At 48.4% G+C, this 18,090-nt stretch carries 19 protein-coding genes; 10 read left to right on the top strand and 9 right to left on the bottom strand.

Annotation, left to right across the window (positions count from 1 at the left end; all coding sequences use genetic code 11):
- Positions 1-86: 86 nt before the first annotated feature.
- Together NGM68_RS15370 and NGM68_RS15365 are read right to left on the bottom strand one after the other, a co-directional pair.
- Positions 87-1,592 (bottom strand): flippase, encoded by a 1,506-nt coding sequence (locus tag NGM68_RS15370; RefSeq protein ID WP_252699110.1) that lies wholly within the window; start codon positions 1,590-1,592, stop codon positions 87-89.
- A 5-nt stretch (positions 1,593-1,597) separates the two neighbouring features.
- Positions 1,598-2,899 (bottom strand): polysaccharide pyruvyl transferase family protein, encoded by a 1,302-nt coding sequence (locus NGM68_RS15365; RefSeq protein WP_252699109.1) that lies wholly within the window; start codon positions 2,897-2,899, stop codon positions 1,598-1,600.
- A gap of 102 nt (positions 2,900-3,001) precedes the next feature.
- On the opposite strand from NGM68_RS15365, the gene NGM68_RS15360 reads away from it, so the two are divergent.
- Both NGM68_RS15360 and NGM68_RS15355 read left to right on the top strand, forming a co-directional pair.
- Positions 3,002-4,126: a nitroreductase family protein gene (locus NGM68_RS15360; protein ID WP_252699108.1), complete on the top strand. Its 1,125-nt coding sequence runs from the start codon at positions 3,002-3,004 to the stop codon at positions 4,124-4,126.
- Positions 4,123-5,064 carry a glycosyltransferase family 2 protein gene (locus NGM68_RS15355; protein WP_256469894.1) on the top strand — a complete coding sequence of 314 codons (942 nt, stop codon included), beginning with the start codon at positions 4,123-4,125 and terminating at the stop codon, positions 5,062-5,064. Before NGM68_RS15360 ends, NGM68_RS15355 begins: the two co-directional genes overlap by 4 nt.
- Positions 5,065-5,069: 5 nt before the next feature.
- Here NGM68_RS15355 and NGM68_RS15350 read toward each other — a convergent pair whose 3' ends face one another.
- The 4 genes from NGM68_RS15350 to NGM68_RS15335 form a co-directional block, all read right to left on the bottom strand.
- Positions 5,070-5,813 carry an O-antigen ligase family protein gene (locus NGM68_RS15350; RefSeq protein ID WP_252701436.1) on the bottom strand — a complete coding sequence of 248 codons (744 nt, stop codon included), beginning with the start codon at positions 5,811-5,813 and terminating at the stop codon, positions 5,070-5,072.
- Positions 5,814-6,403: 590 nt separating this feature from the next.
- Complete coding sequence (locus NGM68_RS15345; protein WP_252699106.1) at positions 6,404-7,210, bottom strand: ParB N-terminal domain-containing protein; 807 nt, start codon at positions 7,208-7,210, stop codon at positions 6,404-6,406.
- Positions 7,211-7,212: 2 nt separating this feature from the next.
- Positions 7,213-7,896 (bottom strand): methyltransferase, encoded by a 684-nt coding sequence (locus NGM68_RS15340; RefSeq protein WP_252699105.1) that lies wholly within the window; start codon positions 7,894-7,896, stop codon positions 7,213-7,215.
- A 110-nt stretch (positions 7,897-8,006) separates the two neighbouring features.
- Positions 8,007-9,104: a glycosyltransferase gene (locus NGM68_RS15335; protein WP_252699104.1), complete on the bottom strand. Its 1,098-nt coding sequence runs from the start codon at positions 9,102-9,104 to the stop codon at positions 8,007-8,009.
- Positions 9,105-9,505: 401 nt separating this feature from the next.
- On the opposite strand from NGM68_RS15335, the gene NGM68_RS15330 reads away from it, so the two are divergent.
- Positions 9,506-10,456 carry a TolB family protein gene (locus tag NGM68_RS15330; protein WP_252699103.1) on the top strand — a complete coding sequence of 317 codons (951 nt, stop codon included), beginning with the start codon at positions 9,506-9,508 and terminating at the stop codon, positions 10,454-10,456.
- On the opposite strand, the gene NGM68_RS15325 is transcribed toward NGM68_RS15330, so the two are convergent.
- Together NGM68_RS15325 and NGM68_RS15320 are read right to left on the bottom strand one after the other, a co-directional pair.
- Complete coding sequence (locus tag NGM68_RS15325; protein WP_252699102.1) at positions 10,453-11,325, bottom strand: glycosyltransferase; 873 nt, start codon at positions 11,323-11,325, stop codon at positions 10,453-10,455. The two genes, NGM68_RS15330 and NGM68_RS15325, sit on opposite strands and share 4 nt — an antisense overlap.
- A 196-nt stretch (positions 11,326-11,521) precedes the next feature.
- Positions 11,522-12,979: a sugar transferase gene (locus tag NGM68_RS15320; RefSeq protein ID WP_252699101.1), complete on the bottom strand. Its 1,458-nt coding sequence runs from the start codon at positions 12,977-12,979 to the stop codon at positions 11,522-11,524.
- 356 nt (positions 12,980-13,335) lie between these two features.
- On the opposite strand from NGM68_RS15320, the gene NGM68_RS15315 reads away from it, so the two are divergent.
- The 4 genes from NGM68_RS15315 (at position 13,336) to NGM68_RS15300 (ending at position 16,274) form a co-directional block, all read left to right on the top strand.
- Positions 13,336-13,764: a VanZ family protein gene (locus NGM68_RS15315; protein WP_252699100.1), complete on the top strand. Its 429-nt coding sequence runs from the start codon at positions 13,336-13,338 to the stop codon at positions 13,762-13,764.
- Positions 13,765-13,872: 108 nt separating this feature from the next.
- A complete protein-coding gene (locus tag NGM68_RS15310; protein WP_252699099.1) occupies positions 13,873-14,859 on the top strand; it encodes a GDP-mannose 4,6-dehydratase in 987 nt (328 codons plus the stop codon).
- 66 nt (positions 14,860-14,925) lie between these two features.
- Entirely contained in the window at positions 14,926-15,627 is a 702-nt protein-coding gene (locus tag NGM68_RS15305; protein WP_252699098.1) for a phosphatase PAP2 family protein, read from the top strand.
- Positions 15,628-15,842: 215 nt separating this feature from the next.
- Positions 15,843-16,274 (top strand): ester cyclase, encoded by a 432-nt coding sequence (locus NGM68_RS15300; protein ID WP_252699097.1) that lies wholly within the window; start codon positions 15,843-15,845, stop codon positions 16,272-16,274.
- A 228-nt stretch (positions 16,275-16,502) separates the two neighbouring features.
- Here NGM68_RS15300 and NGM68_RS15295 read toward each other — a convergent pair whose 3' ends face one another.
- Entirely contained in the window at positions 16,503-16,901 is a 399-nt protein-coding gene (locus NGM68_RS15295) for a cupin domain-containing protein (RefSeq protein WP_252699096.1), read from the bottom strand.
- Positions 16,902-17,009: 108 nt separating this feature from the next.
- Between NGM68_RS15295 and NGM68_RS18370 the strand changes: the two genes are divergently transcribed.
- From NGM68_RS18370 to mntA, 3 genes are all read left to right on the top strand, one after another.
- On the top strand, positions 17,010-17,147 hold the full coding sequence (locus NGM68_RS18370) for a DUF8008 family protein (protein ID WP_425493578.1): 138 nt from the start codon (positions 17,010-17,012) through the stop codon (positions 17,145-17,147).
- 56 nt (positions 17,148-17,203) lie between these two features.
- Positions 17,204-17,353: a DUF8008 family protein gene (locus tag NGM68_RS18415; RefSeq protein WP_484549496.1), complete on the top strand. Its 150-nt coding sequence runs from the start codon at positions 17,204-17,206 to the stop codon at positions 17,351-17,353.
- Positions 17,354-17,610: 257 nt separating this feature from the next.
- On the top strand, positions 17,611-17,952 hold the full coding sequence (gene mntA / locus NGM68_RS15285) for a type VII toxin-antitoxin system MntA family adenylyltransferase antitoxin (protein WP_252699095.1): 342 nt from the start codon (positions 17,611-17,613) through the stop codon (positions 17,950-17,952).
- Positions 17,953-18,090 lie beyond the last annotated feature (138 nt).

The raw sequence follows: 18,090 nt of genomic DNA, 5'->3' as shown, positions 1-18,090 counted from the left end.
TTGAACGAGACTTGACCGACGTTATCGCCAACCAACTGAGTCTTACTATACTCACACGCCGATAGAATTAATCGACATTCTCTAAATTATCCCTTGAAAGCAAATATCCATTTGAAAATTGGATCGAACTTGCTCGGTGCTTTCTGATGAACCATTTTTAATTCATCGGTACTGATAACCCCTAACTGTACGGAGAGTGCAAAATACAGCATAAAACCGACAATTGGGACGACGACAAGCGAAAAGAGGGGGGTCAGAACTTCTGCTAAACCAAATACTACTGGTGCAGTGAGAAGACCGGCAGCAAATATTCTAATCGCGCGAAGGTCGGCGATCGGATCGAAACCGATACGCCGTGCAATCAAAGTGTGGAAGAGAAACATAGAGGCGTATCCGATAGATGTCGCAAGTGCAGCACCAATCATCCCATATGATGGGATCAACAAGAGATTCAGACACAGGTTAAGCACCGCAGCAGCACCGGTAGCAAGAACTAGGCTTCGAAGTTCGCCCTTACCTTGACCAATGGCAAAGATCGGCCGCGCTAATGCGAATCCAAGTACGCCTGGAAGAAGAATTAATAGAGGGACAACTGCTGGATAAAATTCAGACCCAAAATAAATTGGAACGAAAGTGTTTGCAAGAGCAGCTAACCCTATCATCATAATAACCATTAGAGAAAGGTTAAGCCTCGTTGATCGGGAGGCAATTTCGGTAATCGTTTCGTGTTGCCCTTTTGACCACATTTCGGAAGTTGAATGAACAAGGGTATACTGGATTGCCATAGGAGCCATCCAGAGGAACTCAGCAATAACAAGTGCAGCCTTGTAATAGCCAGTCTCGACGTTTCCAGCTACTGGCCGTAAAATTAGAATGTCTACGTGATATAGTGATATTGTTAAGAATGCAAGTAATATGCTGTACACATTGAAGCTCAAGAGTTCATATTTAGGAATAGAGTGAGATCTTCTAAAAACCTGTGCGAAAGATATCCGTTCTCGGATCAACCAAAGGGTTGTAACACCAACAATCAGTGCTGCAGTAACTTGGCCAAGGAGTACTCCCTCTACACCTAGTCCAAAATATAGTAATGCAATCGCTGTTATTGCATATATGAGCTTTTTTACAATTTTGAGAGGTTCGGAGTGGTGTTCTAACCCGAATCCCATTAATGCGCCTCTTCCTACTGAATAGAATTGATCAAGGAAGAGATAAGCCGCCAGGATTAAAAAATATAGCTGGAACTCACTTGAGAGTGATTCTTCAACGAGTCTCGTCTGTGAGAGGAGTATCAAGAAGAGCGCAAACCCTCCCGTAACCAACACTGACACCTTAAAGTAAAATGCGAAAACGTGATCGCTCCAGCAGTTGAAGGATCGATCCTCAGCAATATACTTCCTTATACCATTGAAAATCCCCGATGTGGTAAAGACAGATAGTACACCGAATACGGACATCACTAAAGCATAATCGCCATATCCATCACTACCAAGAAGACGGACAATAATCGGTGTAGTAAGTATAGCCAGAAAAAGAACACCTATTTTCGTCCCCAAAATTGAGAGGAAAGCTCGAACGAGATTCCGGGGCACCTTGATCACTCACCAAACAGTCTACTAAACAAATCGTCTTGTTGTATACTCTTGACTTTCGTTTCAATGACCCCAGATTCGTGGCTACACTGTTTACTCATTCTGTTTATTGCATCAATGAACTCATCCACACTAATCTGCTTACGTCCTTCGAAAAAGAACTCTTCTTGATCAAAGTTTTTCAAAAGTTCTTCATATTTTACGGCCCATCCTATAGCAATTACAGGAACATGGTTCTTGTATGCATGAATGAGCGAGTGGTACCGAGAGCCTATCAAAAACTCAAACTGATCGATAATGTATTCGAGTTCTATCGCGTTCAACTCTTCCTTTATCAGAACAACTCGATCATCGTCTCTGAACCGTCGTTTTATATTCCTACAAAGATCTAGGTCTTCAACTGAGTGTCTAAGGATGTAAACTGATCGATCTTTCGAAAGCAATTCTTCAATAGCTGCATCATAGAGCGAATACAACTCTTCAGGATCTGCACGTTCGAATACCTTTGAATTGGGAACAATTCCGACTCCATTTGGGTCAATTGCTCTGCGTTCGATATCTGGCTGGCTTGAATAGATATTTTTTAGATCGTAATCCTTGTTCTGAAGGACAATATCGTTTTCCCGTTGTACATTACTTTGTGTGTACGGAGCGAGAGATTCGACGCCTGCATTTTCTCGTGGACAAATTACCTCAGGATAGTGGAGATACGTTTGCATGAGTGGGTTAAAGACGAGTTTTTTCGGGGTAGAGTAGTCAAAGGGTCCGATTGATTGCGGAAAAATGTATAGTGGGATACCGAATTTTTTAGCGATTACGAGATTGGTGAGGTACGTGAACGAACGTTTGAAGCTAAATTGGGAAGAGAACGCATAGCCACTTATATCGATTAGGCAAGCACAGCTTGAAAATAATTCTCTAACCTGTTTCATCACCCTGCTTGGATATTCAGTAGTGTTTACTGTAGTAATCGAGGGAGAAAGCAAAGAGAGGTGAACCTCAGGATCCCACGGCAGTATTTCGAAAGTGTACTGTGATTTCTCGTGGGGTGGTCGGTGATAGTCCTGCGCAGAAAGGAGGATAATATCCTTTTCGGGATATGTTTTTGATAGATGATCGACGACGGTAAACGTCATCGCTTGAGCCCCCTTGTTGAACAGCTCACCACCGACTATAGCAATATTTTTTCGTCCATCGAAGGATTTTGGGCGGCTATTCTCGGGAAACACTAAATTCGATAGGAATTCCCGCTCGACGGATGCAACTAAAGAAAGATTTCGAGTGACCTTTCGGTGATTCCCGTTCATATCACAAAACTGTTTCGCAACCAGTATAAACGCCTCGAAGATATCGCCGCGATAGTCGAAAAGACACGTTGAAGTATCGCCAGTGGTTTGACGTCATCAGGAATGCCATCGTTGCTTTCTCGAGGAAAATCAATATACAACGAGGAAGGCGCCAGACAACTGTTCCGAAAAAGCACGCGGTACTCGTTGAACAAGTTTTATGAAAACGTTGTCTGGAAAATCTTCCCAAAAAATAAAACACTCAGAACTATCGCTCGCTCACGAGTTTTAACCAGCATTTATTTTACCCTCAAAGGAACATTTTATCAAGAACAGCGGGCAGTACTCTGTGGTGTTGCTAAATATCACGAGGCCGAAGAACAACGAGATGCCCCGCGCCACAGGATCATTCGAAGTATTCATCGGATAGAAAAGGGGCTTTCAATGAGGAACCGGCGACCTGTGTTTGCAGAAAGTTATGTTGGAAATGTGGTCGGAGATTTAAAAACTGCGTGGAATCCCGAAGAAGACGATGAACAACTCTATTGGGCTATCGATGTGCTTGCCAATTACTTCAAAACAGTCGAACATACCGATGCCATAGCTGAAGCTCATGAGGAGTTTTCAGAATTCTTAGCACAGATAGACTATACACCTGGAAACCGTGTACCATATCCTCGTCGTGAGCTAAGTGACTCACCAGTTTCTTACGCTGATCTCAAGCAACTCGCGACCCAGCGAACCAGTACTCGATGGTTTCAGGATAAAGAGGTTCCACGAGAGCTCGTTGACAAGTCGCTCGAAATTGCGATGCAATCGCCAAGTGCATGCAATAGACAATCATTCGAATTCAGATTATACGACGAGCCGGAGTTGATCGAAGAACTTTCTTCGTTGGCTATTGGCGCCAGAGGATACAAACACAATATCCCATGTTTAGCGGCCATCGTCGGTAAACAACGAGCGTATTTTGATGCTCGAGACAAGCATGTCATCTATATTGACGCTAGTCTCGCCGCAATGGCGTTTCAGTTTTCGTTAGAAACTCAAGGACTTGCATCTTGTTGCATCAATTGGCCCGCGATCCCGCACAATGAACGCCAGTTAAACAATATACTTGAATTAGATGATGATGAAACGGTGGTAATGTTTATGGCAATTGGCTTTCCAGATAAAGATGGGATGGTTCCGTATTCTGAAAAGAAAAACGTAGAATCCATCATCTCATATAATAAAGTTAGTAAATGAAGGTCAATTCAATCACTGAAAAAAGTACGGATCCGATTGTGTCAGTAGTCATACCCACATATAATCGTCACCAACAAACGCAACGTTCAGTGAACTCAGTTACCCAGCAATCGTATACAAATCTCGAATTGATTGTTGTGGATGATGGATCAGACCAACCAATTGAGGAAACACTCACAGTGCCTGAAGAAGTCTTTACTCGGTATTGTGTAGTTCGGCATGAGGAAAATCTGGGTGCAAACGCGGCCAGAAACACGGGTGTGAAATTAGCATGTGGTGATTACATATCATTCCTTGATTCAGATGACGAATTCCAAAAAGACTATATTGAGTCTGTAATCAATGCTTTTGAAAAATCTTGTTCAGATTGTGCTGGAGTCTATACATCATATGAAAAAGTTTTCCATGATGGTTCCAAGGAGGTTAGTGAAGTAATTGATGGGAAAACACAGTTAGGTGATTTAAAAGTAAGGAACGAAATTGGATCATTTTCCTGTGTTACAATTAAGCATGATATCCTAACTGAAGTTGGGCTGTTAGATGAAGAGCTACCTTCAAAACAAGATTACGATTTTTATTTGCGAGTATTAAAAAATGGATATTATTTTCACGGATTGAATGAACCGAAGGTGAATCACTATGTCCATGATGATCGAATCTCAACGAATACAAAAGCTAAAGAGCTTGGTTCAGCCATGCTATTTGAGAAGCATTCAGATGTCCTTAATCAAAGATGGATTTCAAATTCGTTACTTAACCGGGGTTTCATAAATGCTAATCAAGGTAATATTCACGCCTCTCGCCAACTTTTCTGGACATCTCTCAAATATGATCCGAAAAACATCAAAGCATATGTGTTCTTATTATTGTCAATTTTCGGAAGACAAACGTTCAAGATAGCTACTTATTTATCGCACAAATTTAGACAAAGACGTTAACTTATTTATTTTCGCCCGTTCCTCAATTCGGACATCCTTGTTTTGTCTGTTATAATATGGAGTGATACTAGTCCTAAAAATATAATTAGCCAATTAACTCGTAAAATTGATAGAACTCCAAACATTTGTGCCGCGAAGAAAGCAATTGTACAGGCTACAAACACAAATTCGACTTCTGAATTATTAAACCTCCCTGCTCTCCAGCTGATGATCGACCTCCAACAAATAATGCCCACTAAAGCTAAAATCCCAAAACCGGCGAAAATGCCACCCTCCACAAATGGGATGATAAGCATATTATGTGGTTTGTGAGCATAATGTTCTTCTGCTGCTGTTACTGCTAAGTCATTCAAATGTAACTCAAAGTTATTATATCCTGACCCGAGTATCATAGTTTCACTGAAGTATCTGGCAGCTAATAGTATCGGCACATATCTATTCTCTAATGAACCGCGCCCCTCAAAAACATCTAATCTCTCTGCGAATATTGGCGGTAATATTCCAGACACATACATTAAAAACCCAACTAATCCAAGGGATATTACTGCCACCGTTCCTTTCATAACTAACTCAATCAATCGAGTACGCTGTCCAAAATTGGTACCGAGAATGAGAAAAATACAGATGAATAGATAAATAAACACACGCCTAGATTGTGAAAGAAATATTAAAATAATCCCGATAATCGCTATGGCAGAAAAAATGGCAGTCTGTGGTATCCGACTCTGTTTCCATTTCGAGTAAGACATATATATCGTTAATACTGTGGCTGGGGCAATATGGAGAGCAAATATGTTTGGATTACTAAAAAATAAAACGAGTCTATTATTCATGTAGTTGTCAAAAAACGGCTCGGAAATAATGAAGTATAGAATCATTACCATTAACGAAATCGTTAGAGCTACGGCGTGATAGTGCAGATCAATTCTACTTCTAGTAAGTGTGTATAGTACAGATCCTTGTACCAATAATATGAATCCAAATTGTATTGAAAAGCTAACCGCATTAAGTGGTTGATGAGCTGTGAATACTGATATAGAATATCCAAAAAATACTAGAAAGAGAGCCGCAGTAACATGTCTGTCCGGCATTACTAATTTATTATCAGATACAATAATGTATATGAATAGGCCTATGATAACGAACTCATATAGACCGGCACTGGTCGGAAAAATTGCAAACCAGGGTGCAAGAAATGTGCTAAAATACAAAATGTATTGAACATATTGAGATGGTCTTGTGAAGTTGAGTTTGTGTTGTTTAATAGAATTTGTGGACATAGTTCACCATCTTTTTTATTTACTAGTCATGTCTATAGTATGGAAACTTCTTCATTTGCTCATATGAGATCAACCAGGTCGGGGTGATTATATGCTTTTTCATCCTTTTCAATAATATCTTGACGGTGGTTTTGCCAGATCTCATGCCGTCGAACAATACGAACAGGGATTTTGTCGATATCCAGTATTTTACATATGGCGAGCCTGTTTCGACCATCAACAAATAATAGCTCACCAGATCGACCTACATCAACTGCTATTTCGTCGTATTGGTGTAAGGGTGAGCTGCTTATAGCAGCAAAGCTATCAGTAGCAGGTAGCTCTCCTTTATTTTTGGTCATGTCTTTTCGATCAATATAACCGTTTTTCTTAATAGATGTGTATAAATCATCTAACGCTTCACATCTAGCATCTAACTCGTCGACTGTCTGGCATCCCCATTTAATTCGCCCTTCTTTGATTTGATTAGATGCACGTTGATAAAACCCAGTATCTCTCCATGAACATCCACTTTCAAATCTGTTTTGAAATGCGATATAAAGATCGTAGTTCTTGAATAAACAATCTGACCGATCCCAGTCACCATCTTCAATTAAACCGGCCTTTTGCCATTTTAACGAAGGGTCTGTACTAGACATTCTTTTGATCGTTTTCGGTGATGCGGATCTTATGTCCAATGCATGGGGAACTGGCCCATGTTTACGCTGCTGACGAAATTGTCTAATGTCATACTTCACACGATAATATCTGTCTGAGCCAATAATATTTCCAATCAAAAACCTTCCACTGGACTTAACTAACCTTTTAATGCCTTGATTACGATAAATATCAATCGATCGGTTATAGAGATATTTTAAATTAGCCATGGCTAATTTCTCATGATTAGATAAAGAGGGTCGCGCCTTTCGCCATCAGTGTAATCCGTAGTATCAAGTAATTTAATATCAGTGCTCTCTGGAAGTGTTTCTTTCAAATAGTTCATATAATACTCCTCAATTGACTGGTCTGAAGACTTTTGAACGTTATTGTGGATCTCTTTTCCCGGAGGTTGGAAAAATAATTTGTTTCCCTTTTCAGTAAGCTCGACTAGCATATCTTCTGCCGTTTTAAGACCGTATGAATTCACCCAATGATGATATACGGTCAATAATAAAATTACGTCGAAATCTGGTAGTTTAGATAATGAATCAGGGGTAATTTCCTTCCTAATGAAACCGAGACCATCTTTATACTGGCGTCCTGAGCGGGCTATTGCAAGCATTTGTTCGGCCTGATCTACCCCAATGCAAAACAAGCCCTTCTCGTGAAATTTTGAAGTGAGATATCCATCAGCACATCCAATATCTAATAGACTTGAATCATTTTCATCGATCTGTTTTTGTATTATTTCCAACCGTTTTTGTGTATCAACTCGTTCATCAGTCTGATACCGATGTACTTTAAACCCGTTTTTGATGAATCTAAAGGCAAATTTTTTGGATTTTGATATTAGCTCGATCGCTCCATCTTCGTTGTATATTCTTACCGCCCTTAGGAATAATCCCTTCAGCATATAGGGTCACATATCAAGCGAGGGTTCATATCTCTTATTTATTCAGGATGATCGAAATTTTGAGAACGAATTAATTTACCGGGTTAAAACTAGATGGATTATGAACTTGACTAATATCTATTGTAGATCTGTTGATATTCATGGGACATATGTTCGGCACTGAGTTGATTCACTGCCGTATCGCGCGCCAAATTAGAATTCCGTTCGTAGTCGCTGTTCACAAGAGTGTGTAACGCTTTTTCTAGATTATCCCGCTTACCTATTTCAAAAAAAACACCTTCAGTATGACTCGTGACTAACTCTCGATGCGGATCAATATCAGAAAGACATACCGGTAGCCCCGTTGACAAGGCTTCCATTACTGCATTGGGTAAGCCTTCAGAGTGAGAAGCAGTGACGAAATAATCTGCTGCCTGTAAATACTCATTGACGTTCTCTACCCAACCCTTGAATTTGATCGATGATGTTGTTCTAGCTAATTCCTCGCACGACTCACGAAGTGGACCGTCTCCTAAGAAAAGTAATAACGAGTCACTGAGGTCACTCTGTACAAACCCACGGATGAGCAGTTCAGGATCTTTCCTCGGAATTAATGATCCGACGGAAACGAAGATCCGTTTCTCTTCTGGAAGTTCTAGCTCTCGCCGAAGCTCTTTCTTCCTCGAGTCGGTTGGCGGCGTAAACTTGTGATGATCGACACCGTTCTGTATCGGAACCGCATCAATACCGTGTGGTTCCACCATGCCAGCGATCGTTTTGGAGCACGCAACAGGCTGATCCAAGCGGTTGAAGACGCGAAGGTGTTCCCACGCCATTGCCGTTCCCTGGAGCTTCCCGAACTTTGCTGGGTAGTCGTCGTACGGGTAATTCCGAATCGTCGTCACTCGAGGATACTTGGAGAGGAACGCGGCAGAAAGCGTGTCTGCTCGAATTCCTTGTGTATGGATAACATCTGGATCGTGTTTGGAAACCACCGAGCGGAGTCGCTTGGGCCCAATGGTCACGCCTTCGACTCGAGAGAGACCGAGCGTATCGTACGTGATGTCGAGATTCCGAAATCGAGGGAGCTCGGTATCCTCGGGTTCTGGTGAGAGCGTCAACACCGTAGCGTCGAACTCCTCGTCAAGGTATTTGAGGATGTAATAGAGCTGGTTCGTAGGGCCGCTGCGACGGAGTGTCGAAACAATGTAAAGCAGATCCGTTCCCATCTGTTGTGAGTATACTGATGTTGGAGTGAAGCTAGTAAATGATTTCCATCTCGACCCGAAACCCGAAATACCTAATTTACGGGCTCGATAACTGATCCGGATAGATGGGGACGTACAATCCAGTCGAGCGATCGATAGCTAGACTGTTAGATCGATTTCCCAGGGCAAAGCAAGGAGCCAAGACGCTGTACCAACGTGGGAACTACGTCATATATGGTGACCGAGACTTTTCTGCGTGGACGCACCCTAAAGCTTCTCTGTTGACACCAGGGGAGTGGTTTGACGAAACTCGAATTGCTACGCAATCGTTCTTCGGGTATTTCGATACGACACCCTGGAACAGGTCGATGAACAATGCAGTCTATCAACACCTATCCGCGGACGCGTCCGTCTCGATCCATTTGTATGATGACGATGGTAACCAATCGATAGCAGCTACGGACGCCTGGAACTATCAGCAGGGCAGTCGGGTACAGTGGCACCCAACACAGGACGACAGGATCCTCTTCAATGACGTCCAGGACGGTAACCTCGTTACCCGTATCGTAGACGTGAACGGTGAGGAAATTGATCGCTACGACTGGCCATTGCAGGCGATCGCCCCCACTGGTGAGGAATTCATATCACTCAACTACCATCGCTTAGATCGAAACAGACCAGATTACGGGTACGGTCTTGATGATCCCACAGTAATACCAGATCCTTCCAATGACGGGCTCTGGCGTGTATACCTTGACGACGGATCTGCTGACCTATTGGTCTGCTTGGGCGACCTCATAGATAACGACGTGGAACAGGCGAACCACTACTTGAACCATGTCCTGTATAATCCATCAGGTGACCGGTTCGTGTTCCTCCATCGATGGCGCGATAGCCGCGGACGAAATTCCCGACTGTACGCCTCGGATGATATCGATGAACCGCTGTTAGACTGGTCGACTATCTCCCATTACTGTTGGCTCGACGATGAGCAATTGCTCGTCTGGGGCACTTCTGAAACGTATGGGAGCAAATACCACGTTGTCGATACCACAACGGGGAAGGTCGCACTACTCGGTACCTTTGAGGAGTACGGTGACGGCCATCCATCTCTTTCACCCGATGGCCAGTGGATCGTCACCGATACCTATCCTGATCGTGCTCGACAACGTCACCTCCTGCTCTATGACAGGAAAAAAGGCCGTGAGATCGAAATCGGTCGGTTTCTTTCTCCGTTCGAATACGAGGGTGTGAACAGATGTGACCTCCACCCACGCTGGAGACCTGATGGAACTGCAATATCAATCGATTCTACTCACGAAGGCGTTCGAAGAAGTTACATCATCGATGTGTCGAACATCGTCAACGACTAATCGCGTAGCGCAACCTTGTAAATAGCACCACGGAGGCGAGATGGAATCAGTCTAATCGGAACTCGGTATACAATATTCCGAATAAATTCGACACCAGAAATCATCCCTGACCGGTGGAACTCACGCTGTAAAGAGAATTCGAGACGAGCATACGACAACCCGCCCCGACGGCGATAGAGGTCTTCTCCGGCTCGGCATTTCACCAGAACTTGTGGAAGGTTCTCGATCGTATATCCCTGTGACAGCATCCGCATCCATAACTCGTAATCCTGCATCGATCGAAGTGGACGATAATTCCCTGCCTCGAGAACAGCCTGACGACGGTACATCACGCTGGGATGGTTCGTCGGACACCGAAAGCGGGCCATCGATTCAACCGCTGACGCAGAGGACGGTACTGATCGAACAGTGTCAACGTTCTCTGGATCGGTGCGAAATTCTCCGACGTGACTCCCTACGACATCGACGTCTGGGTTCGACTTGAGATACGCTACTTGCTCTTCGAAACGCTCTGAAACGGCGACATCATCGGCGTCCATTCGTGCTACCCGATCGTACGAACATGCCTCGAGTCCAGTTCGAAGTGCTGCACCGAGTCCTTGATTCGTCTCGAGGCGAACTACCTGTATTGTTTCTAAATGTCGAAAAACGAATTCCTCGATCACTTCGTCCAATTCCGACGTCAGTGGCCCATCAGCGACGATGACGACCTCGGTAGGTACGAGTGTTTGACCAAAAATACTCTCGAGAGCAATCTGAAAATGCTTGGGATCATCGTTTTTGTAGACACTGATTAGTACCGAAAAGGTATCACTGGACGCCCTTATTTCACGCTCTGAATTAGCGTCACTCTGTTCGTTTTGGTTCATTGCTACACCAACCGGGCTCCCCTGGCGTTGAACCCAGTGACTTACAGTATGCCACAGGGAAATCGCATTCAGATAGATGTTCTCACTTCCGGGTTTAATCGGTTGTCATTTCCACTCGAGGGCGATCCATCTCACTTCTCATGCTTGACTCGCACTATCAGACCGGCACAAAAATCACAACATCAGCAAACGCGCTTCAATCACGAACGGTTTCAGCGATGTCTTCGACCACATTCCAGATCTGCCGAATCACGATCTGTAAATCGAACCACACCGACTGCTTACGAATGTACTCGAGGTCGTATCGAAGCTTCAGATCCGGATCCGTACTCTTGGCGTCGTTGATCTGTGCCAGCCCCGTCAACCCGGGTTTCACGAACCAGCGTTTGCGCCACGACGAGACGTCTTGCTCGAGTAACCGTTCTTCCTCAGTCCAGGCGGCTCGTGGCCCGACGACGCTCATGTCCCCGACGAAGATCGACCACAGCTGAGGTAACTCATCCAGGTGGGTCTTCCGGAGGAAGCACCCAACGCGCGTCACGCGACTGTCGTCTTCGCCCGGGTTGACGTCCTCGCTCTCGGGAAGCATCGACCGGAACTTGTACACGGAAAACGTCTCCCCGAAGCCAGCGGTTCGATCCTGGCTGTAGAACACCGGCCCGCGACTGTCCATCTTGATGGCTGCGGCGATAAGGACGAAAAGCGGTGCGAACACGACCAATCCAACGGTCGCGAACATCACGTCGAACACCCGCTTGAATACGTGATCGAACGGATCCCACGGCTCGAGATCCACGTCCACGAGCTCACCCACGTCACCTTCTGACACCAGCACGCTGTCGGCGTACTCTCGGTGCACTTTCGCCGAGACACCGTGTTCGTGACACGCATCGAGCGCACCGAAGAACTCCGCCCGATCGGGCTGGGCGAACGCCAGCACGACAGTGTCGACGTCGTGCTCGAGCAGGACGTCCTCGAGGCGCGAGAGCCCGCCGAGTCTGGTCATCGCGCCAAGTCGCCCGTACTGATCGATGGTGGCTTCGATTTCGGCAAGTCTCGAATCGCTGACGGTGCCTCCGTCAGTCAGCACGTCGTCGATGCGCGCAGAAGCCTTCCCCTGGTGGTGCACGATACGCGTGGGGCACAGGTAGCCGATCACTGGTGCGTTGATCGTCGGCGCAATTTGCTCGATCTGCTCGAGGTCGTCGCCGACGAGAAGCGTTCGACCGGGCTCTCCAGTCGGTCGGCGGCGCATCCAGACGAACCAGAGCGGAATTACCACGACGAGAATCGCCACGGTCATCGCGAGTGTCTGGCGCGGGAGTCGATGACTCCATTTGAAGTATCCGAGCGTCGCCATTGCCAGCCCGCCGACGACGACGCGTTTCTGTGCCAGAAACACGGTGTCGAGCAACCGTCGTGGTTGGGGTTTGTACAACGGAAGCAACGCCCCACCGACGAACACGACGCTCAACAAAATCGCCCAGCGACGTGACTCGCCCTCGAGAACGGTTGGCTCGAGCCGATTAAACAACGGAACGTGGGTGGTGAACAGGGCCTGAGCGGCTGGATGGTTCGCGAGGAGAACCGCGCCAACGACTATGGCCACGGTTCCTGTAAATCCAGCAATGCGATAGCGCCACCCAGTAAGCATCCATCACCTATATGACACGGTCGATTAATAAGCGCTTTGATAGATATATTGCCTACGAAATCAACGTAAAATATGATCCTTTGCCTACAAACTAATATAGAGACGTTCGTGGATACCAGTATTTTATATTTTGATAATATATCCAGGTACTGGCTGTAACGGGTTCTAAGTCATCTATGTTACTTCGAAGCAATAGACCATTCATTGAGTTGTACGTTTGAACTCGAACTCGAGTGCCTCGTCGAGGTCGAAACGAATCGAGAACGCGACGTCGAACACGAAGTCCGCTGAATGATACTGTCGACACTACATCATTATTTCGCTACTCTTTTCCAGTACTGGTCAAATCACATGCTATGACAATTCCCGTTCCGTTGTTTCCGCGTTCCCTGCGACTGGGTGGCGTCTTCGCCGTCGCGGCTATCATCTTCTACTTCTCCATACTCGCTATACCGCCTGAGACGCCATCGCCGGATACCCTGCCGCTTCCAACCTGGAATCACGTCCTCGCGTACGTTACACTCGGTCTCTCCCTTGCCTACGCTATCACCGACCGGAACCTCCCTCGCTCACGGAAAATGCTCCTCGTGTTCGTCATCGCAACTGGATACGGCGCCCTGATCGAACTTGGCCAGGGACTCGTTCCTGCCCGACACATGAGTGGCATCGACATCCTGATCAACGCCGTCGCCGTCGCGATCAGTCTTGGCTGGTATCTCATCGAGCCGCGGGTTCAGTTCGTGAGTGTTTCGAAGCGGACGCTCGAGCAATCGCTCGGATCTTGATGTCTGAATCGACCATTTCACTGATATCAGGACATCTAGTATCGCCCTCGAGCCCAGGTGAATGTCAAAACGTCAAAGTAGCCCCGTCGTGTTCTCAAGCATAACAGAATGAACATTCTCGTCACGGGCGGCGCAGGATTCATCGGCGGCCATCTCGCCGAGTCTTTCGTCACCGACGGCCACCAGGTAACCGTCCTCGACAACCTCGAGCCGTTTTACGACGTCGGGATCAAACGTCACACGATCGAGACCACCCGTACAGCCGCGAACGACACCGACGGAACCTACCAGTTCGTCGAGGGCGACGTCCGCGACGCCGACCTCGTCACCCAACTCGTCACCGAAGCCGACATCGTCTATCACCAGGCTGCACAGGCGGGCGTCCGCACGAGCGTTGAGGATCCCTCGAAACCGAACTCGATCAACGTCAATGGCACGATGAACGTCCTCGAGGCCGCCCGCGACACCGACCTTGAGCGCGTCGTCCTCGCGAGTTCCTCCTCGGTGTACGGCGTGCCCGAATCCCTCCCCTACGTCGAAGACCAGCGAAAACAACCGACGAGCCCCTACGGCGTGTCGAAACTCGCCGCCGAGGAGTACGCACGCGTCTTCCACGACGTGTACGGCTTACCCACGGTCTCATTGCGCTATTTCACGGTGTACGGGCCGCGCATGCGACCCAACATGGCCATCTCGAATTTCGTCTCGCGATGTATCAACGGCGAGCCACCCGTCATCTACGGCGACGGAACCCAGACGCGGGACTTCACGCAGGTCGGCGACGTCGTCAGGGTGAACCACCAGCTTATGACCGACGACGCCGCCGACGGCGAAGCCCTCAACGTCGGCAGCACCGACAACATCTCGATCGACGACCTGGCACGGGTCATCCGCAACGAAATCGACCCGTCGCTCGAGATCGTGTACGACGAAGCTCGAGCCGGCGACGCCGAACACACCCATGCGGACGTCTCGAAGGCCAACCGCCTCCTCGGCTACGATCCGTCGACGTCGATCCGAGAGGGCGTCCGATCGTTCATCGAGTGGTACGAGGCAAACCGTGACTGGTACGAACCGCTGGTACGACGATCCTGAGATGCGAATGTGGCTCCCACCTGAACGCGTCCATCTATCACCCCACGTCCCCGATGAGGCTCATAGATGACTCGAGATCTCGGTGTCACCGTCGCCCTCCGTGAACACCTCCCGGAGTGGGCCGTCGAGGCCTTCGCCGCCCTTGCATTGCTCGGGGATCTCATCGTCATCGTCCCCCTCCTGGGACTGCTGTACCTCCTCGAGGTCGGTTCCAACCTTAGATCCGACCGTCTAGAGGAGCCACTGTGCTCCGAGAGAACGGTGTTCCTGATCGCCACAGTCTTCGGCGGCCTGGCGTTCGTCGTCCTCGTGAAAGGATCCTTTGCCCTTCCACGGCCACCCGCAGACCTGCACGCCGTCGAGACCAGCAAACACGGCTTCCCGAGCGGACACGTAATGGCCGCCACGATCTTCTGGGGGGCGCTCGCGCTGTGGCTCGAGCGCGCCCAACTCCTAACTCGAGTAACGATCGCCACCCTCGTCGTCGCCATCGTGGCCCTCTCCAGGCTCGCCCTTGGCGTCCACTACCTCGTCGACGTGGTCGCCTCGGTCGCATTCGGTATCCTCTATCTTGCGGTGATCGGGTACGTGGTCGGGATTCGCCCGCTACGCGTCTTCCTCGTCGCAATCGCAATCGCCGCCCTTGCGCTGGTCGTTACTGGCGGCGAAACACGGGCCATACTCGCTCTGGTCGGCACTGTTGGAGCCGTCATTGGCTGGCAACTCGTGGAGCTACCAGTCGTTCGACGGACGCTCACTCGAGCGTAACATCTTCGGTCGTGTCCAGTTCACGTCTCGTTCGTACCTGTTTGCTGGAACACAACTGGATTCGCAGTCGAAAACTCTGCCTGGAATCCATATATGTTCCACAATTGCATACTAAGTAATTTGCCGTCGTATGTGAGCAGTGCGCGTGATTACACGCGTGCAGTCATGGGCGTCAGCGTCGATTGACGCACTAGCTCGATAAGCGGGGGGATACAATGGCAACAGAATTCGAAGTCACCAACAAAGAGGTAACGCAGCGGATCTGGGATCTCATCGAAGACAACGATCTCGACGGACTCGACGAAGTACTGGCCGAGGACGTCGCCTTGCGCCTGCCTGGGCAACCGGAGATTCGCGGGATCGATGGATACAAAGAGTACATTCGGACGTACAGGGAGGCGTTTCCTGACACGGAGATCGAGGTTCACGACATGTTCTCCGACGATGACGTCGTCGTCACCCACTTTACCTGGCGTGCCACCCACGAGGGGGAGATCGAGGGAATCGAGGCAACCGGGAACGTCGTCGAGAGCCCCGGGATGACTCTCAATCGGTTCGAGAACGGGAAAGCCGTCGAGGACTTCAACTACTGGGACAATCTTGACTTCTTCCAGCAACTCGGTGTGATGGAGCCGCCGACCGACTGAGATCCTTCTTCCATTTTACGCAGACTCCGTAATCACGTTCCTCGGGACGATTACTACCGGAGGCGAAGCTCGACCCATTCTCGCCCTGATTGGCACCGTCGGGGCAGTCATCGGCTGGCAAATAGTGGAACTGCCGGTCGTTCGACGGACGCTGACTCGAGCGACCCCATAGTCCAACGCACTTGTGAAGCTCATTGTACCCCCTCTAATTGTCCACTGGTGATTGGTTCAGTCGAACGGATTCTCACCCTCGAAGACAGCATCATCACGAACGTTCGGCGCGCCGACAGCGAAAATTTCTGATGGCTCAAGCGCGGTAATCTGTCGCCATGGGCCGGGGTCGATAACGACGAAGTCGTTCGCTTCAACCTCGAACTCGTCCCCATCAACTTTAAATCGACAACGACCGCTAACGACGAAAAACAGCTCCTCCTGTTCACGCTGTTTATGTCGTGGAATGGCCTGTCCTTCGTCGTAGATGAAATAGTTGAAGCGCGATTCGAGCGGACGTGGATTATTCCGAGCGCGCAGTTCGTACCCGAGGGCCTTCACGGCTGGAATCGAATCGTGGGATGTTCGTTCTTCAGCTTCATCGAGACCGATCACAGAGTACGTGTCTGCGGTCATGTTACCGGTACCCACATTCGAGAACCACATATTAGTAGTACGCTCATGTGACGGAGAGTGGTGAAAGCGACAGTGACGCCGTTCCGGAAACGTAGATTTGCTTGCTCAATGTGGAACGCGCCTACAGACACGAATGTGGGCGACAACCCCTGGACGAACGGCTGCAAGGGCATCAAGGAGGACGGGAAAGCCAGCGACCTCAATCACGGGAGCCGCCATCAAGAGCGCGGCGTCAGTAACTCCTAGCGAAGAACCTCGTTTAGAGAACCATCGACGCCCTCCTCGAGCTCTCGAACAATCGGTTGGCCATCTGCAAATGCAGTGAGCGAAAGAACGGCCTCGAGTACACCGAACGCCGCCTGATTATTCCGACGAATGTGGAGATTCCCGGTGAGGCAGGCCACTCGAGTGAGAACACACAGCCACTGGAGACAGCTGACGTCATCGGGTGACCATGGACACCCCTGCGTGACCACTCTCAAGGGGGGCCAGACATCTCATTGGAATCACTGAACGACGCACTGGAACTGGTTGGGTGGTTGCTGGAAAGTGGTTCGCTCGAGTAATCCTCGGCAGTCATCACAGAAGACGGCCTGTCACGTTTCACCGAAGACGACGACTGTCCACGGCAGATACACGGCCAGAACCTCGAGCAGTCAGTGCCTTTCCACGAGGAATATATAAACAAGTCCCGTACAAACGGGGACTCATGGAACAGACCACCGTGGATCTCGAGGCAGTTCGTGACTATATCCGAACCACGGAAGTTACCTATGCGATTTTGTTCGGATCGTATGCGAGTGGGAACCCAACAGACACCTCTGATGTCGATATTTGTGTTCGCTTCCCTGATGACTGGACTCGACACGAGCGATTTCGCCAGCGAAACCGCATCGATGCAAAACTTCAGCGGTACGCAGAGGCGTTCGTCGACGTCAGTTATCTCGAAGCGTTGCCAGATGAAATTGCATTGAACGCTCTCGAGGAGGGGACGATTCTCTATGGAGAGGAGACGGTCAAAGTCACCGATCAGCGCCGCCTCAAAAATTGAGTCGAGGACTCGAAAGCATCCCGACTCGAAGAACGGCGATCGTTCATTGATCGCCTCGCTGAAGATGACGTTTGATGGTCGACGAGGACGTCATCATCACGAAATTGAAAAATGTGGAGTGAACTACTCGTCTGGTTC

The organism is Natronosalvus vescus, assembly GCF_023973145.1.
In the GTDB taxonomy this organism is placed as follows: Archaea; Halobacteriota; Halobacteria; order Halobacteriales; family Natrialbaceae; genus Natronosalvus; species Natronosalvus vescus.
Note: the sequence above shows the minus strand (reverse complement) of the source record. Positions and strands in the feature narration are given on the sequence as shown.

Coding starts and splice junctions, on each gene's coding strand:
- NGM68_RS15320 (WP_252699101.1), bottom strand. CDS start 12,979: ATGCTTACTGGGTGGCGCTATCGCATTGCTGGATTTACAGGAACCGTG.
- NGM68_RS18370 (WP_425493578.1), top strand. CDS start 17,010: ATGTGGAACGCGCCTACAGACACGAATGTGGGCGACAACCCCTGGACG.
- NGM68_RS15360 (WP_252699108.1), top strand. CDS start 3,002: ATGCCATCGTTGCTTTCTCGAGGAAAATCAATATACAACGAGGAAGGC.
- NGM68_RS15355 (WP_256469894.1), top strand. CDS start 4,123: ATGAAGGTCAATTCAATCACTGAAAAAAGTACGGATCCGATTGTGTCA.
- NGM68_RS15345 (WP_252699106.1), bottom strand. CDS start 7,210: ATGGCTAATTTAAAATATCTCTATAACCGATCGATTGATATTTATCGT.
- NGM68_RS15350 (WP_252701436.1), bottom strand. CDS start 5,813: ATGTCTTACTCGAAATGGAAACAGAGTCGGATACCACAGACTGCCATT.
- NGM68_RS15335 (WP_252699104.1), bottom strand. CDS start 9,104: ATGGGAACGGATCTGCTTTACATTGTTTCGACACTCCGTCGCAGCGGC.
- NGM68_RS15305 (WP_252699098.1), top strand. CDS start 14,926: ATGACTCGAGATCTCGGTGTCACCGTCGCCCTCCGTGAACACCTCCCG.
- NGM68_RS15325 (WP_252699102.1), bottom strand. CDS start 11,325: ATGAACCAAAACGAACAGAGTGACGCTAATTCAGAGCGTGAAATAAGG.
- NGM68_RS15315 (WP_252699100.1), top strand. CDS start 13,336: ATGACAATTCCCGTTCCGTTGTTTCCGCGTTCCCTGCGACTGGGTGGC.
- NGM68_RS15365 (WP_252699109.1), bottom strand. CDS start 2,899: ATGAACGGGAATCACCGAAAGGTCACTCGAAATCTTTCTTTAGTTGCA.
- mntA (WP_252699095.1), top strand. CDS start 17,611: ATGGAACAGACCACCGTGGATCTCGAGGCAGTTCGTGACTATATCCGA.
- NGM68_RS15310 (WP_252699099.1), top strand. CDS start 13,873: ATGAACATTCTCGTCACGGGCGGCGCAGGATTCATCGGCGGCCATCTC.
- NGM68_RS15295 (WP_252699096.1), bottom strand. CDS start 16,901: ATGACCGCAGACACGTACTCTGTGATCGGTCTCGATGAAGCTGAAGAA.
- NGM68_RS15340 (WP_252699105.1), bottom strand. CDS start 7,896: ATGCTGAAGGGATTATTCCTAAGGGCGGTAAGAATATACAACGAAGAT.
- NGM68_RS15300 (WP_252699097.1), top strand. CDS start 15,843: ATGGCAACAGAATTCGAAGTCACCAACAAAGAGGTAACGCAGCGGATC.